This is a genomic window from Thermomonas aquatica, assembly GCF_006337105.1.
GTDB classification, from domain to species: Bacteria; Pseudomonadota; Gammaproteobacteria; order Xanthomonadales; family Xanthomonadaceae; genus Thermomonas; species Thermomonas aquatica.
This window is the reverse complement of sequence record NZ_CP040871.1, coordinates 2,547,625-2,562,787: the sequence shown is the minus strand read 5'-3', so window position 1 is coordinate 2,562,787 and position 15,163 is coordinate 2,547,625. Positions and strand designations below refer to the sequence as shown.

General features: G+C 68.8%; 13 protein-coding genes. 6 read left to right on the top strand and 7 right to left on the bottom strand.

Going from position 1 to position 15,163, the window contains the following annotated elements:
- Positions 1–14 precede the first annotated feature (14 nt).
- On the bottom strand, positions 15–521 hold the full coding sequence (gene ssb, locus FHQ07_RS12095; RefSeq protein WP_139717046.1) for a single-stranded DNA-binding protein: 507 nt from the start codon (positions 519–521) through the stop codon (positions 15–17).
- A 171-nt stretch (positions 522–692) separates the two neighbouring features.
- Between ssb and FHQ07_RS12090 the strand changes: the two genes are divergently transcribed.
- Complete coding sequence (locus FHQ07_RS12090) at positions 693–1,694, top strand: polyprenyl synthetase family protein (RefSeq protein ID WP_139717045.1); 1,002 nt, start codon at positions 693–695, stop codon at positions 1,692–1,694.
- Here the strand turns inward: FHQ07_RS12090 and FHQ07_RS12085 are convergent, their stop codons facing one another.
- The 4 genes from FHQ07_RS12085 to FHQ07_RS12070 are packed head-to-tail and all read right to left on the bottom strand — an operon-like array spanning position 1,695 to position 7,933.
- On the bottom strand, positions 1,695–2,492 hold the full coding sequence (locus FHQ07_RS12085; protein ID WP_139717044.1) for a dienelactone hydrolase family protein: 798 nt from the start codon (positions 2,490–2,492) through the stop codon (positions 1,695–1,697). It abuts the gene before it with no gap.
- 59 nt (positions 2,493–2,551) lie between these two features.
- Positions 2,552–3,961, bottom strand: coding sequence for a UDP-N-acetylmuramoyl-L-alanine--D-glutamate ligase (gene murD / locus FHQ07_RS12080; RefSeq protein ID WP_139717043.1), 1,410 nt, complete (start codon positions 3,959–3,961; stop codon positions 2,552–2,554).
- Positions 3,942–5,303: a UDP-N-acetyl-alpha-D-muramoyl-L-alanyl-L-glutamate epimerase gene (gene murL / locus FHQ07_RS12075; protein ID WP_425476918.1), complete on the bottom strand. Its 1,362-nt coding sequence runs from the start codon at positions 5,301–5,303 to the stop codon at positions 3,942–3,944. Before murL ends, murD begins: the two co-directional genes overlap by 20 nt.
- Positions 5,300–7,933 (bottom strand): bifunctional aspartate kinase/diaminopimelate decarboxylase, encoded by a 2,634-nt coding sequence (locus FHQ07_RS12070; RefSeq protein ID WP_139717042.1) that lies wholly within the window; start codon positions 7,931–7,933, stop codon positions 5,300–5,302. Before FHQ07_RS12070 ends, murL begins: the two co-directional genes overlap by 4 nt.
- A gap of 88 nt (positions 7,934–8,021) precedes the next feature.
- On the opposite strand from FHQ07_RS12070, the gene FHQ07_RS12065 reads away from it, so the two are divergent.
- A complete protein-coding gene (locus FHQ07_RS12065) occupies positions 8,022–8,888 on the top strand; it encodes a PhzF family phenazine biosynthesis protein (protein WP_139717041.1) in 867 nt (288 codons plus the stop codon).
- A 29-nt stretch (positions 8,889–8,917) separates the two neighbouring features.
- Positions 8,918–9,802, top strand: a complete 885-nt coding sequence (locus tag FHQ07_RS12060) for a PhzF family phenazine biosynthesis protein (protein WP_139717040.1) — start codon at positions 8,918–8,920, stop codon at positions 9,800–9,802.
- A gap of 81 nt (positions 9,803–9,883) precedes the next feature.
- Here FHQ07_RS12060 and FHQ07_RS12055 read toward each other — a convergent pair whose 3' ends face one another.
- Together FHQ07_RS12055 and FHQ07_RS12050 are read right to left on the bottom strand one after the other, a co-directional pair.
- Positions 9,884–10,576, bottom strand: coding sequence for a glycine zipper 2TM domain-containing protein (locus FHQ07_RS12055; RefSeq protein ID WP_139717039.1), 693 nt, complete (start codon positions 10,574–10,576; stop codon positions 9,884–9,886).
- A 144-nt stretch (positions 10,577–10,720) separates the two neighbouring features.
- Positions 10,721–11,158 carry an OsmC family protein gene (locus FHQ07_RS12050; protein ID WP_139717038.1) on the bottom strand — a complete coding sequence of 146 codons (438 nt, stop codon included), beginning with the start codon at positions 11,156–11,158 and terminating at the stop codon, positions 10,721–10,723.
- Positions 11,159–11,253: 95 nt separating this feature from the next.
- Here FHQ07_RS12050 and FHQ07_RS12045 point away from each other — a divergent pair, with 95 nt between their 5' ends.
- The 3 genes from FHQ07_RS12045 to fusA all read left to right on the top strand — a co-directional run bounded on the left by FHQ07_RS12045 (position 11,254) and on the right by fusA (position 15,134).
- Positions 11,254–12,198, top strand: a complete 945-nt coding sequence (locus tag FHQ07_RS12045) for an aminotransferase class IV (RefSeq protein ID WP_139717037.1) — start codon at positions 11,254–11,256, stop codon at positions 12,196–12,198.
- Positions 12,195–12,929, top strand: a complete 735-nt coding sequence (locus FHQ07_RS12040; protein ID WP_139717036.1) for a sulfotransferase-like domain-containing protein — start codon at positions 12,195–12,197, stop codon at positions 12,927–12,929. The genes FHQ07_RS12045 and FHQ07_RS12040 overlap by 4 nt, the downstream gene beginning before the upstream one ends.
- Before the next feature lie 156 nt (positions 12,930–13,085).
- Positions 13,086–15,134, top strand: coding sequence for an elongation factor G (gene fusA / locus FHQ07_RS12035; RefSeq protein ID WP_139717035.1), 2,049 nt, complete (start codon positions 13,086–13,088; stop codon positions 15,132–15,134).
- The last annotated feature ends 29 nt before the right edge of the window (positions 15,135–15,163 follow it).

Genomic DNA, 15,163 nt, shown 5'->3' with positions numbered 1-15,163 from the left:
CTGCGAAATCGCGATCAGAACGGAATGTCGTCGTCGAACGGCACGTCGTCGAAATTGGCCGGCTTGGCCGCTGCCGGGTCGCGACGCTGCGCCGGGGCACGCTGCTGGCGATCGCCGCCGCTGCCGTAATTGCCGCCACCGCCGCTGCGCTGCTGGTAGCCGCCGCCTTCGCCGCCGCCGCGCTGGCCATCGCCGCCGCCGAGCATCTGCATGTCCTCGCCGATGATGTCGGTGGTGTAGTGCTTGACGCCGTCCTTCTCGTACGAGCCGTACTCGATGCGGCCCTCGATGTAGACCTGGCGGCCCTTCTTCAGGTATTCGCCGGCGACTTCCGCGGTCTTGCCGAACAGCTTGACCCGGTGCCACTCGGTCTTTTCCTGGAACTGGCCGTCCTTGTCCTTGCGCGAGTAGGTCGTGGCCACGCTCAGCGTGGCGATGGCCATGCCGCCCTGGGTGTACTTCACGTCCGGGTCGTTGCCCAGGTTGCCGAGCAGGATCACCTTGTTGACGCCGCGTGCCATGTCGTTCCTCGTTTCTTTCGCATCGTCCGGAGCGGACGACCAGCAGTAGATGATACCAGCGCCCCCGCGGGCAGCCGGATTGCACCGGACCGCGGGGTCGGGGGATTCCCCGCCCCCGGGCCGGAAATCGCGCGCAGCCTATAATTCCGCATTCCCCTGATCCCCTGCCCCATGCCCGACAACGTCGTTTCCCCCGCATCCCGGCTCGACCTGCCCGCCATCCAGGCCCTGGCCGCGCCGGAAATGGCGGCGATGGACGCCCTGATCCGCCGCCGGCTGGCCTCGGACGTGGTGCTGATCAACCAGGTCGCCGAATACATCATCGGCGCCGGCGGCAAGCGGCTGCGGCCGATGCTGCTGCTGCTCACGGCCGGCGCGCTGGGGCATCGCGGACCGGACGCCCACCAGCTGGCCGCGGTGGTCGAATTCATCCACACCGCCACCCTGCTGCACGACGACGTGGTCGACGAATCCGACCTGCGCCGCGGCCGCAAGACCGCCAACGCGGTCTGGGGCAACGCGGCCAGCGTGCTGGTCGGCGACTTCCTGTATTCGCGCAGCTTCCAGCTGATGGTCGAACTGGACCGGCTGGAGGTGATGCGGATCCTCGCCGACACCACCAACACCATCGCCGAGGGCGAGGTGCTGCAGCTGCTGCACGTGCGCAACCCGGACACCGACGAAGCCGCCTATTTGCGCGTCATCGAGCGCAAGACCGCGGTGCTGTTCGCGGCGGCCACGCGCCTCGGCGCATTGCTCGCGGGTGCGGATGCGGCGACCTGCGACGCGCTGCATCGCTACGGCATGGCACTGGGCTACGCCTTCCAGATCGCCGACGACGTGCTGGACTACGCGTCCGACGCGGAAACGCTGGGCAAGAACCTCGGCGACGACCTGGCCGAAGGCAAGGCGACGCTGCCGCTGATCCATGCGATGCAGCACAGCGACGCGGCCACCCGCGCGGTGCTGCGCGAGGCGATCGAACAAGGCGATACCGACGCGCTACCGCAGGTGCTGGCGGCCATCCATGCCTGCGGCAGCCTCGACTACAGCCGCGAACGCGCGCTGCAGTACGCGCGCGATGCCGAAGCGGCCCTCGCGACCCTCGGCGACAACGCGCATGCCGCCGCGTTGCGCGGCCTTGCGCAGTATTCGGTCAGCCGCGACCACTGATCATTTCGCCGCGAACCGCTCGCGGAAGAAGTCGTCCATCATCCGGTAGGCGCGCTTCGCCGCGCGCGCGTCGTAACGGCAATTGCTGGCCGGATCGTTGCCGGCGGACGGCTCGGCGAAGCAATGCACCGCACCGCTGAAGTCGACGAACTGCCAGTCGGCCCTGGCGGCGTCCATTTCCTTCTCGAACGCGAGGATGTCCGCGTCCGGCGTGGCCTTGTCGTCGGCGCCGTTCAGCACCAGCACCGGCGCCTTGATCGAAGCCGCGGTCTGCGATTTCGTCCCGGGCGCCAGACCACCGTGCAGGCTGACCACGCCGGCCACGTCGGCACCGCTGCGCGCGAGTTCAAGCACGGTGGAACCGCCGAAGCAGAACCCGAATGCACCGAGCTTCGACGCATCCAGCGGCGCCTTGCCGGCCTGCGCCTTGAGCGTGGCCAGCGCCGCCTCGATCCGTGCGCGCAACGGCCCGCGATCCTCGCCGCGCAGCGCGCCGGCGAACTTGCCCGCTTCGGCGCTGTCCTTCGGTTGCTTGCCCTTGCCCCAGACGTCGGCGACCAGCACCACGTAATCGTCGCCGGCGATGGCCTTGGCGCGTGCGACTGCGTCGTCGGTCACGCCCATCCAGTTCGGCACCATCACCAAGCCGGGGCGCTTCGCCTTCGCTGCATCGTCGTAGACCACGTAACCGCTGAAACGCTCCTGGCCCACGCTCCATTCGACCGGCTTGGCCTGCATCTTGGCGAAGACGGGCGTGGCGGCGAACAGCAATCCGATGGCGAACACGAGGCGACGCATGACGATCTCCTTCGATGTGGTGCGCCCACGCTACCCGGCGCAGGTTCAACCTGTGTGAATCAGGCAATGCCCATCCCGGTGATGCCGGAAATAGCCTCCGGATCGAAGCCGGCCAGCTGCGCGAAATGCCGGCCGCGCGCCACGTAATCCTTGTACGCACCGAAGCTGGGCGCGCCCGGCGAGAGCAGCACCACGCCGCCATCCGGGAGCGCCGCACGCGCCTGGTCCATCGCGTCGGCAAGGTCGTTCGCGGCGCGCAGCGCGAAACCCGTGGTCGCGGCGACAGGTTCCAGCAATGCATGGATGCGCGGGCCGTTCTGGCCCATGGTGACGATCGCGCGCGGCACCTGCGTGCGCATCGCCACGGCGAAGTCATCCCACGGCAAGCCGCGGTCGTGTCCGCCGATGAGCACCGCCACCGGCCGGCTGCGATACAGCTCCAGCGCCGCCAAGGTCGCATGCGGCGTGGTGCTGATCGAATCGTTGACGTAGAGGAAGCCGTCGCGTTCGCCGACCGGTTGCAGGCGGTTCGGCAGCGGCTGGAACGTCGCCGCATGCGGCGCCAAGGCCAGCGCATCCAGGCCGAAGGCTTCCAGCGCGGTCAGCACCGCGCACAGGTTGCTGCGGTTGTGCCGGCCCGGCAGCGGCAGCGTGGCCGTGTCCATCACGAACGCGTCGCCACGATGCAGCGCATCGCCGCGCAGGTGCCAGCCACGCGCATCGCCGTACCAGCGGATGTCGCTGTCGGGCAGCTGCAATGCGGCGAGCCGAGGGTCGGCGGCATTCAGCACGGCGACATGCGGCTTGGCCTCGGTGACCAGTGCCAGCTTGTCCTCGATGTAGCGCGCCTCGCTGCCGTGCCAGTCCAGGTGTTCCGGGAACAGGTTGGTGACGATGGCGATGGCCGGCCGCGCGCCGGACGCTGCCACGTCGCGGGTCTGGTAACTGGACAGCTCGACCGCCCAGGCGTCCGCGCGCGCGTCGAGCAACTCGAGCAACGGCAGGCCGATATTGCCGGCCAGCGCGGTGCGCAGTCCCGCGGCACGCAGCAGGTGCGCCAGCAGCGAAGACGTGGTGCTCTTGCCCTTGGTGCCGGTCACGCACAGCGTGCGCGCCATGGTGCCGTCGCCGGCATGTTCGCCGAACCAGAGCGCGGTGCCGCCGATGAAGCGCGTGCCGCGTGCCGCCGCGAACAAGGCGTCAGGCTTGTTGGGACTGATGCCGGGCGACTTCACCACTATCTCGAATGCCGCCAGACGTTCGCCGCCGGCCTCGTGTTCGATGGCGAGCAACGGATCGCCGAAGGCCATGGCATCCGCGGCTTCCTCCGCGCTGCAAAACAGGGTCAACGGCTGCTGCGGCAGGCGCGCGCGCAGCGCGTTGTAGGCAGCGCGGCCTTCGCGCCCCCAGCCCCACAGGGCGACGCGCTTGCCTGCGAGCGACGCCAGGTCAAGCGGCGAACTGGTCACGCAGCTTCTGCCACAGCGCGGGCGGGATGCGATGTTCCTCGTCGATCACCAGCAACGGTTCGACACGCAGTTCGGATGCGTCGAGCTGCGGCGCGATCTCGCGGCGGAAGCGTTCGACCAGCGCGTCCTCGCGCCACTCCGGACGCGCGGCCAAGGCCGCCATCGCCGCGCGCGATTCGCGGCCCTCGCCGACGCATTCGAACGGCTTGTGGTCCTGGTACTCGAGCAGCGCATCGAAGCCGGCGGTCTGCTCGACATCGTCCAGCAGGTTGCGGCCGATGATCCCGACCAGCCGCGTCTTCGGCATGAACGGCGCCAGCGCGAGGAACACGAAATGGCACTTCGGGCAGACCCCGCACCAGCGGCTGGTCGGGCGCTCGCCCATGATGTGGAAATTGCGGTTGCAGCTGGAAAAATGCGCGTCGTAGCGGCTGACCTTGGCGAACTGCCGGGCCACCGCCAGTTCGCTCATCGGCCGCAGCAGCGAGTAGTAATGCAGGTCGGCGGCGACGTGCTGCTGCAGCCAGTCGCCCAGCGCGGATTCGAAGGCCCAACCCTTCGACCACTGGTGGTTCACTTCGCCGGTGCCCGGGATGATCGACCCGTAACTGGCCGAACGCTCGTTGGAGAACACTACCTGATCGACGCCCAGCAACACCGCGGCGAAGGCCATGATCGCGGAGTTCACCGCGGTCACCGGGATATGGCCGTTCCATGCGCCGAGGCGGTTGAACTCGAACAGCAACGGCGACAGCTGGCGGCCCAGGTTGAGCGTGGGCAGGCCGGTATGCGCGGCGCAGGCGGCGATCAATTGCGAGCCGCCGATCCAGGTCACGGTCTGTTCGACGCCGGCATTGCGCAACGCCTCGATGCTGACCAGCGAATCCTTGCCGCCGCCGATCGCGACCAGCGCGTGTTCGCACAGGCCCAGCGCCGGCGCCGGCGCATCCGCCGTCGCTGCCGCCGGGAACTTGATCCGGCCGTGCAGGTTCAGGCCGTTGCGATAGGCGAACTCGCCGAGTCCGTTGAGATAGACGCTGTCGAGGAAGGCCGCGGTTCCGGCATCGATGGCATAAGACTCGATGCGGATGGCCTCCGGCACCGCCGCCTTGTAGTAGCTGACGCCCGCGATCAGGTGCAGCAGGCGCAGCGCGCGCTCCGCCGCAGCCGCGCGCGCATCGTCCAGGACGAACGGCGCGCCGGGCACGCTGACGGTTTCGACCAGCTCCGGGCCGTCGTCGAAGGCGTACACCAATTGCGCGACGCCGGTCTGCGCATCGAACGCGCAGCGCACGAAACGGAACGCGCGGATCGCATCGCGCTGGAACATCCACTCACTCATTCAAGTACGTCCTCTGCGGGCAGCGCGCGCAGGTTGTATGCGTTGGACATGCAGAAGCCATAGGCGCCGGCATCGGCCACCAGCATCACGTCGCCGGGCACGGTGGTCGCGGGCAGCTTGACCCGCTGGCCGAACACGTCGCTGGATTCGCAGATCGGGCCGACCACGTCGAAGTCGACGTCGCAGGCGGCGTCGAGCTGCGACAGGTTGGCGATGTCGTGCCAGGCGTCGTACAGCGCGGGGCGGATCAGCGCGTTCATGCCGGCATCCAGGCCGACGCGCTGCACGCCGTCCTTCTCGATCACTTGCGTGGCATGCGTCAGCAGAACGCCGGCTTCGGCGACCAGGAAGCGGCCGGGCTCGATGGCGAGTTTGAACGCCGGGTGCAGGATCTTGATCGCGGCAAGTCCGGTCGCCCAGGCGTCGAGGTCGAAGGGTTCGTCATCGTCGCTGTAGGCGATCGGCAGGCCGCCGCCGATATCGATGACCTCCACGCTGCCGATCCGCCGCGCGAAACCGGCGAGCTCGTCGACCACGACCTTCCAGTGCGCGCTGTTGTCGATGCCGCTGCCCAGGTGCGCGTGCACGCCGGTGATGCGCACGTCCAGCGCGCGCGCCGCTTCGACGAATTCCTCCACCCGCTGCGCGGACAGGCCGAACTTCGATGCCTTGCCGCCGGTATTGACCTTGGCGTGGTGGCCGTCGCCGTGGCCGAGGTCGATGCGCAGCCACAGCGCGCGGCCGCGGAACACCCCGGGCCAACGCCGCAACAGTTCCACGTTGTCGACGGTCACGGTGATGCCGCGCGCGAACGCGGTTTCGTATTCGCCGATCGGGGCGAAGCTGGGGGTGAACAGCACGCGCGCCGGGTCGAAACCGGGCACGGCGTCGAACACGCGCTCGACCTCGCCCTGCGACACGCATTCCAGGCCGAAGCCCTCCGCGGCCAGCGCGCGCAGGATCGCCGGATGCGAATTCGCCTTGATCGCGTAGTAGCGACGGTCGACGGCAGCGATCGCCTGCAGCTGGCGCGCGCGTTCGATCACCGTCGGCAGGTGGTAGGCGTAACGCGGGGTGCCGTGGCGGGCGAGTTCGAGCAGGCGCGTGCGTTCGTGCGGCGCACGCCACCACGCCGCCGGGCGCGGACGCACGCTGCCGTTGATCTCGCGCCAGCGCGGGCCGAACACCTGGGTCTCGTACACCGGCATCGCGCCGCTGTCGATCAGTTCCGCATGCAGCTTGTGCAACATGCCGTCGGCGGCGGCTTCGTCGACCACGAAGGTGAGGTTGAGGTCGTTCGACGACTGCGAGATCAGGTGCACCCGTTCGCGGCCGAACATCTCCCAGACCTCGGACAACTTGTGCAGCAGCGAACGCATGCCGCGGCCGACCAGGGTGATCGCCGCGCAAGGCACGATCACCTTGACCCGGCACACCTGCGCCAGGTCTTCGGAAAGGCGGCCGAGCACGTCGGTACTGACCAGGTTCTCGGACGGATCCAGCGACACGGTCACGTTGGTTTCGGACGAACCGATCAGGTCCACCGACAGGCCGTGGCGCTTGAAGCGCTCGAACACGTCGGCGAGGAAGCCGACCTGCTGCCACATGCCGATGCTTTCCATCGACACCAGCACGATGCCGTTGCGGCGGCTGATCGCCTTGACCCCGGGCACCGCGGCCACGCTGCCTTCGATCCGCGTGCCCGGCAGTTGCGGGCGGCTGGTGTCGAGGATGCGCATCGGCACGCCGACATCGCGGCAGGGCTTGATCGAACGCGGATGCAGCACCTTGGCGCCGGTGGTGGCGATTTCCTGCGCCTCGGCGTAATCGAGCCGGGTCAGCAGGCGCGCGTCCGGCACTTCGCGCGGGTTGGCGCTGAACATGCCGGGCACGTCGGTCCAGATCTCGACGCGCGATGCGCCCAGCAGCGCGCCGAAATACGCCGCCGAGGTATCCGAACCGCCGCGACCGAGGATCGCGGTGCCGCCATCGCCATGCCGTGCGATGAAGCCCTGGGTCAGCAACAGGCGCGCGGGCTGCGCGGCGAAGCGTGCGCGCAGTGCGGCGTCGGCTTCGAAGCGGCAATTGACTGACAGCCGCTGCGCCCACTCGCTGGCATTCGGCAGCGACACCGCATCCAGCCACTCGCGCGCATCGCACCAGCCGAAGTCCAGCCCCTGCGCGCGCAGGTAAGCCGCACCGAGCGAGGACGACAGCAGCTCGCCCTGCCCCAGCACTTCGGCCTGCCAGTCGAGCGCACGCGATGCCGCGCGCGGGTCGTCGCGCAAGGCTTGCAGCGCGCGCAGGCGTTCGCCGAGCGCGGCATCGGGATCGATCCCAAGCTCATCCGCGCAGAATGCGCGGTGGCGGGCGATGAGCGCGGCGATGCGGCCGGCGATGTCCTCGCCATTGGCGATCGCCTGCAATTCGTTGGTGACGCCGGAGAGCGCCGACACCACCACCAGCACGCGGGCGTGCTCGAGGCTGGCGCGCTCGTCGGCCAGCCGGCCGATGGTGTCCCAGCGCTCGCGTTTGGACACCGAGGTTCCGCCGAATTTCAGCACCAGCCAACGCCCGGCATGCGTGGTGGGTGCGGAGGTGGTGGCGTCAGGCGCGGTGGCGATGGACATAAGCCCTTTCGGAATGAGGTGGGGGATGCCCGCGTGCGGGCCGTGGTGCATTCTAGCGGCCCCGTGGGCTGTGCCGGGCGCCATCGCAATGCCAAGACGTTATGTGCAACTGGATGTGTTCGCCTCCCGGCCCGGCACCGGCAATCCGCTCGGCGCCGTGCTCGATGCCGAGGGCCTCGACACCGCCTCGATGCAGGCCATCGCCGCGTGGCTCAACCTCTCGGAAACGGTCTTCTTCCTGCCGCCCGATGCCGGCGCCGACTACCGGATCCGCATCTTCACCCCCGGCAGCGAGCTGCCGTTCGCCGGCCATCCCAGCGTCGGCGCGGCGTGGCTGGCGACCACCCACGGACTGGCCACGCCGCGCGACGGCCGCCTGGTCCAGCAATGCGCCGCCGGCCTGCTGCCGGCCGAAGTCCACGGCGATCCGTTGCGACCGGGGATCCGCTTGCGCAGCCCGCGCGGGCGCCTGCTCGATGCGTCGCCGGGAACACTGCCTGCGGAACTGGCCGCGATCGCGCAGGCCGGCCACGCCGTCGAACTGTGGAACAACGGCCCATCCTGGTGGCTGGTCGAAGCCGCTTCCGCGGAACAGTTACGCAGCTTGAAGCCGGATTTCGGCGCGATTGCCGACTGGACGGACGCGACTTCGGCTACCGGCGTCGCGCTGTTTGCATTCGAAACAGCGTCCGAACATGAGCTTGCGGTGCGCGCGTTCTGCCCGGGCGACGCAGTGAACGTCCCCGAAGACCCGGTCACCGGCAGCGCCAATGCGCTGATCGCGGCACGCCTGCATCGCGAGGGCCGGTTGCCCGGGCAGGATGGCCGCTATGTCGCCAGCCAGGGCCGCGAACTCGGCCGCGACGGCCGGGTGGCACTGCAGGTCGATGCCGAGGGCGATGTCTGGATCGGCGGCGAGGTACAGCAGGTCATCGCCGGCACGCTCGATTGGTAAGCTGCGCGCCCCACTCCCGCGGCATCCCCATGTCACAGCGTCGTTACGTGCAACTCGATGTGTTCGCCTCGCGCGCCGGCGCCGGCAATCCGCTGGCGGTCGTGCTGGATGCCGAAGGCCTGGACGATGCGCAGATGCAGGCCATCGCCAAATGGACGCGCCTGCCGGAAACCACCTTCGTGTTGCCACCGGTCTCCGACGATGCGACCCATCGCATCCGCATCTTCAGCCCACGCCGCGAGGTGCCGTTCGCCGGTCATCCCAGCGTCGGCACCGCGCATGCGTTGCTTGATGCCGGGCTGGCCGCGCCGCGCGACGGCTTGCTGGTGCAGGACGGGATCGCCGGCAAGCTGCCGCTGAAAGTCGTCGGCGAAGGCAGCGAACGCACCATCGCCGTGCGCACGCCGCGCGCGCGGGTGCAGGAGATCGCCACGCCCGATGATCCGCGCCTGCGCGATGCCCTGGCCGGACTGCAGCTGGGCACCTTGCCGCCGGTGCTGATGGACGGTGGCCGCCGCTGGTGGCTGGCCGAACTCGCCAACGAAACCGAACTGCGCAATGCGCAGCCGAACTGGAACGCCATCGTCGAACTGGCCAATGCCACCGAGAGCATGGGCCTGTTCGTCTACGCGCGCAGCGACGACCCGGTCTATTACTACGCGGTGCGCGCCTTCGTCGGTGCGCCGGCGCAGTTCGAGGATGCCGCCTCCGGTGCCGCCAATGCGACCCTTGCGGCGTGGCTGGCCGAACGCGGCGCTCTGCCCGACCTGCCCGGCGGCTTCTACCGCGTCAGCCAGGGCCGCGAGGTCGGGCACGACGCGATCATCGAGCTGAGCATCGATGCCGATGGCGATGTGTGGTCGGGTGGGCGCGCGGTGGCGGTGGTGACCGGCACGCTGGACTGGCCCGGATAGCGGATCGCCACGGGGAGTCGCCAGACCGGAAACGACGAAGGGGCCATTCGGCCCCTTCGTTTCGTTCATGACGGCCGCCGCTTACTGCGGCGACACGTCCACGCGTACGCGCACGCGCTCGCCCGGGTTGTAGTCCATGCGCCGGGTGTAGCGGCGACCGTTGTATTCGTAGGTCACGTCGTAGGCGCTGGCGCGGCCGTCGCCGGTGCGGCTGTAGCCGCCGTACCCGCTGTTGCCATACACGGGTTCCGGATCGCAAACGGTGACCACGCCCGGCCGCACGTAACGGTTGCGCTGGGTCTGGTCGTAGATCTGGCGGCCAGCCATGCCGCCGACCATCGAGCCCACTGCGGTGCCGACATAGCTGCCGGTACCGCTGCCGACCTTGCTGCCCAGCACCGCACCGGCGATGCCGCCGACGACGGTGGCGATGTTGCGGCCGGCACCGCTGCCGTACTGGTCGCGGTAGTAGCCGTCATCCCGATAGCCATCGTTGCGGTAGCCGTTGTTGCCGTAGTAGCCGTCGCGCTCGTAACCGCCGGCGGTGGTGCTCTGGTAGCAGCGCTGGCCGTTGCGGCCGTAACTCGACGTCGAGGAATAACGGCCATCGAGCACCGGATCGACGCGGATCACCCGCGCGTAGTCGGAATAACTGTCGCCCTGTTCATAGCCGTTGTAGCCATTGCCGGACGGGTAGTAGCTGGACTGCGCGAACGCGGCGCTGCTGGAGGCAAGGCCGAAGGCGACAAGCAGGGCAGCGGTAAGGCGCTTCATGGTGGACTCCCGGTCGCCGGGAAAGTGGATTGGCCGGCGCGATGCGAACACTGCGGCCATGCTGGTAACGCGAGGCTGAATGCAGCCGGCAACGGCAAAACCGTTTAGCGCGGCGACAGCTAGCCGCCGCGCCCGTAACCGTTCTCAGCTCGCCAGCGTCGCCTGCAAGCCGACCGGCACCGCCAGCGCGCGCGAAATCACGCAGCCGGCCTTGGCCGCCTCGGCGATCTGCTGGAATTGCGCCGCGTCGATGCCCGGCACCTTCGCCTTCACGACCAGGGTGACGCCGGTGATGGTCGGCCCCGGGTCCATGCCGGGTTCCATCGTGGCTTCGGCCCGCGTTTCGATGCTGTCGGGGACGAAACCCGACTTGCCCAGCACCGCCGACAGCGCCATCGAGAAACAGCCGGCATGCGCGGCGGCCAGCAACTCTTCGGGATTGGTGCCTTTGTCGTCGCCGAAGCGGGTCTTGAACGAGAAATTCTGTTCGGCGAACAGCCCGCTCTGCGGCGTGCTGATGCTGCCCTTGCCGGATTGCAGGTCGCCGTTCCAGCGGGCGTCGGCGTAGCGCTTGAAGGCCATGGCACATCTCCAAGGGGTCGGAAGCGCACGAGCATACGACGGCGCGCGTTTCCGCGGCGTTACCATCGGGGCTCCCACCCCGACGAGCGGAAACGATGGCACAAGGCACCCAGCACGCTGCGGACGATCCGCGCAACGCCGAGATCCGCATCTGGATCAACGGCGCGCTGCATCACCGCGACCAGGCGTTCGTCTCGGTATTCGACAGCGGCTTCGTGCTGGGCGACGGCGTGTGGGAGGGCCTGCGCGTGGTCGATGGCCAGCCGGCCTTCCTCGATGCCCACCTCGACCGCCTGTACGAAGGCGCCAGGGCGATCATGCTCGACATCGGCATGGATCGCGCCGCGCTGGCGGCGGCGATCCGCGACACCCTGGCCGGCAACGGCATGCAGGCCGCCAGCGGCGTGCACATCCGGCTGATGGTCACCCGCGGGGTCAAGCGCACGCCCTACCAGGATCCGCGGGTGACCGTGGGGCCCGCGACCATCGTCATCATCCCCGAGTACAAGACCGCGTCGCCGGAAAACGCCGAGCGCGGCATCACCCTGTTCACCGTCCATGTGCGCCGCGGCTTCCCCGACGTGCAGGACCCCAAGCTCAATTCGCACAGCAAGCTCAACTGCATCACCGCCTGCATCCAGGCCTATACCGCCGGCGCCGACGAGGGCCTGATGCTGGATCCGCACGGCTTCGTCGCCACCTGCAACTCCACCCATTTCTTCATCGTCCGCAAGGGCGAGGTCTGGACCTCGACCGGCGACTACTGCCTGGGCGGGATCACCCGTTCCAACGTGATCGCGATCTGCCGCGAGGCCGGCATCCCGGTCCTGCAGAAGAACTTCAGCCTGACCGATGCGTACGGCGCGGACGAGGCATTCGTCACCGGCACCTTCGCCGGGGTGGTGCCGGTGCGCAGCATCGACGGCCGCGCGATCGGCGACGGGCGCGGGCCGATGGTCGAACGCCTGCAAGGCCTGTATCGCGCATGGCTGGCGCGCGACATCGCCGCGCGCAAGGCGATCGCGGGCGCATCGTCGTGAGCGCGCCGCTGCGGATCGCGATGTGGTCGGGGCCGCGCAACATCTCCACCGCGATGATGCGTGCCTGGGAGAACCGCGAGGACTGCGCGGTCAGCGACGAACCGCTGTACGCGCATTACCTGGCGCAGACCGGGCTCGACCATCCGGCTCGCGACGAGGTGATCGCCGATGGCGAGACCGACTGGCGCAAGGTGGTCGGCGCGTTGACCGGAGCGGCGCCCGGCGATGCGCCGGTCTGGTACCAGAAGCACATGACCCACCACCTGCTGCCGCACATCGACCACGGCTGGATCCGCGGCCTGCGCAACGTGCTGCTGATCCGCGACCCGCGCGAGGTGGTGGCGTCCTACGTCAAGTCGCGCGCGCAGGTCGAAGCCGACGACATCGGCCTGCGCCAGCAGGTCGCGCTGTACGCGGAACTCGCCGCTGCCGGCGATGCGCCGCCGGTGATCGACTCCGGCGATTTCCTGCGCGCACCGGAAGCGCACCTGCGGGCGCTGTGCGGCTGGCTCGGCATCGGCTTCAGCCAGCGCATGCTGCACTGGCGCGCCGGACCGCGCGCCAGCGACGGCATCTGGGCGCCGCACTGGTATGCGCATGTGTGGGCGTCCACCGGCTTCGAGGCCCCGCCAGCGCGCGAACTCGCGCTGGATGGCGCCGCCGCCGCGGTCGCCGAGGCCTGCATGCCGCATTACCGGCAGCTGCACGCGCTGAGGATGCGCGTGGACTGAACCCCGCCTGCGGATGCTGCACCGCAAGACATGGGCCGGCGTTTCCGCGCTAAGGTGCATGTCCGCCATGACCGCCCGCCGAGCGCCCCCGCTCCGGCGCGAAGCGCGGACAGCCATGACGCCACGTCCACCCACTGCACAGGGAGAAACGGGCTCATGTCCTACAGCACACAACAGATCCGCAACGTGGCCCTGGCGGGCCACCCCGGCGCCGGCAAAACCACCCTCTTCGAAGCCCTGCTGCATGCCGGTGGCGCGATACAGACGGCAGGCACGGTCGAACGCGGCAGCACGGTCTCCGATTTCGACCCGATCGAGAAGGAACGCGGCCATTCCATCGACGCCGCCATCGCCAGCACCGACCATGCCGGCATCCACGTGAACCTGATCGACACCGCGGGCTACCCGGATTTCCGCGGCCCCACCTTGTCCGCACTGTCCGCGGTCGAGACCGTCGCGGTGGTGGTCGATGCCGACGCCGGGATCGGCTACGGCACCCGCCGCATGATGGACCACGCCAAGGCGCGCAAGCTGTGCCGCGCGATCGTGGTCAACAAGATCGACCACGCCGGCCACGACCTCGGTGCATTGCTTGAGTCATTGCGGGCCGAATTCGGTCCCGAGGTATTGCCGCTCAACCTGCCCGCCGATGGTGGCGCACGGGTAGTGGACTGCTTCGGCAGCAAGGACGGGGATTCGGATCTCGGCGCGGTCGCCGACTGGCACCAGAAGATCATCGACCAGGTGGTCGAGATCAACGAGACCGTGATGGACCATTACCTCGACCTGGGCGAGGACGGCCTGTCCGGGCAGGAATTGCACGATGCGTTCGAGCAATGCCTGCGCGAAGGCCACCTGGTCCCGGTCTGCTTCGTGTCCGCGCGCAGCGGCGCCGGCGTCAAGGAACTGCTCGACGTCGCCGAGAAGCTGTTCCCGCATCCGGGCGAGGCCAACCCGCCGCCGTTCGTGAAGAGCGCGGGCAGCGCGGCCGAACCGATCGAAGCGCGGCCCGATCCCGCCGCGCACGTGATCGCCGACGTGTTCAAGATCGTCAACGATCCCTTCGTCGGCAAGCTCGGCATCTTCCGCGTCTACCAGGGCACGGTCAGGAAGGATTCGCAGCTGTTCGTCGACGACGGCAAGAAGCCGTTCAAGGTCGCCCACCTGTTCAAGCTCAAGGGCAAGGAGCACGTCGAGGTCGCGCAGGCGATCCCCGGCGACATCGCCGCGGTGGCCAAGGTCGACGAGCTGCATTTCGACGCGGTGCTGCACGATTCGCACGACGAGGACCAGATCCACCTGGCGCCGATGGCCTTCCCGAAGCCGATGTTCGGCCTGGCGGTGGAACCGGCCAGCAAGGGCCAGGAGCAGAAACTCGCCACCGCCCTGCACAAGCTCGACGAGGAAGACCCGGCATTCGCGGTGGAACACAACACCGAGACCAACGAGACCGTGATCCGCGGCCTCTCCGACCTGCACCTGCGGGTGATGCTGCAACGGCTGAAGGACAAGTACGCGGTCGAGGTGAAGACCCATCCGCCGCGCATCGCCTATCGCGAGACGGTCAGCGGCAAGGCCGAGGGCCATCACCGCCACAAGAAGCAGACCGGCGGCGCCGGCCAGTTCGGCGAGGTGTTCCTGCGCATCGAACCGCTGCCGCGCGGCGGCGGCTTCGAGTTCGTCGACGAAGTGAAGGGCGGCACCATCCCCGGCCAGTTCCTGCCGGCGGTGGAGAAAGGCGTGCGCCAGGTGCTCTCCGGCGGCGCGGTGGCCGGCTATCCGATGCAGGACGTGCGGGTGATCGTGTACGACGGCAAGCACCATCCGGTGGACAGCAAGGAAGTCGCGTTCATCGCCGCCGGCAAGAAGGCCTTCCTCGACGCGATCGGCAAGGCGCGACCGCAGGTGCTGGAACCGATCGCCGACCTCGAGGTCACCGCGCCCGAGCAGCACATGGGCGACATCAGCGGCGGCCTGTCGAGCAAGCGCGCGCGCATCAGCGGCACCGATTCGCTGCGCGGCGGCGAGATCGTGGTCAAGGCGCAGGTGCCGTTGTCGGAACTGGAAGGCTACGCGGCGGAACTGAAGTCGGTGACCGCCGGGCGCGGCCGTTACGCGCTGGATTTCAGCCACTACGAGCCGGTGCCGGCGCAGGTGCAGCAGAAGCTGGTCGAGGCCTACAAGCCGCACCACGAAGAAGACTGATAGCGGCGCCACACGCCGGCTTCACCCGG

Excerpts from the sequence above, each read along its gene's own strand:
- ssb (WP_139717046.1), bottom strand. The coding sequence starts at position 521 with ATGGCACGCGGCGTCAACAAGGTGATCCTGCTCGGCAACCTGGGCAAC.
- FHQ07_RS12090 (WP_139717045.1), top strand. The coding sequence starts at position 693 with ATGCCCGACAACGTCGTTTCCCCCGCATCCCGGCTCGACCTGCCCGCC.
- FHQ07_RS12085 (WP_139717044.1), bottom strand. The coding sequence starts at position 2,492 with ATGCGTCGCCTCGTGTTCGCCATCGGATTGCTGTTCGCCGCCACGCCC.
- murL (WP_425476918.1), bottom strand. The coding sequence starts at position 5,303 with ATGAGTGAGTGGATGTTCCAGCGCGATGCGATCCGCGCGTTCCGTTTC.
- FHQ07_RS12070 (WP_139717042.1), bottom strand. The coding sequence starts at position 7,933 with ATGTCCATCGCCACCGCGCCTGACGCCACCACCTCCGCACCCACCACG.
- FHQ07_RS12065 (WP_139717041.1), top strand. The coding sequence starts at position 8,022 with ATGCCAAGACGTTATGTGCAACTGGATGTGTTCGCCTCCCGGCCCGGC.
- FHQ07_RS12060 (WP_139717040.1), top strand. The coding sequence starts at position 8,918 with ATGTCACAGCGTCGTTACGTGCAACTCGATGTGTTCGCCTCGCGCGCC.
- FHQ07_RS12055 (WP_139717039.1), bottom strand. The coding sequence starts at position 10,576 with ATGAAGCGCCTTACCGCTGCCCTGCTTGTCGCCTTCGGCCTTGCCTCC.
- FHQ07_RS12050 (WP_139717038.1), bottom strand. The coding sequence starts at position 11,158 with ATGGCCTTCAAGCGCTACGCCGACGCCCGCTGGAACGGCGACCTGCAA.
- FHQ07_RS12045 (WP_139717037.1), top strand. The coding sequence starts at position 11,254 with ATGGCACAAGGCACCCAGCACGCTGCGGACGATCCGCGCAACGCCGAG.
- fusA (WP_139717035.1), top strand. The coding sequence starts at position 13,086 with ATGTCCTACAGCACACAACAGATCCGCAACGTGGCCCTGGCGGGCCAC.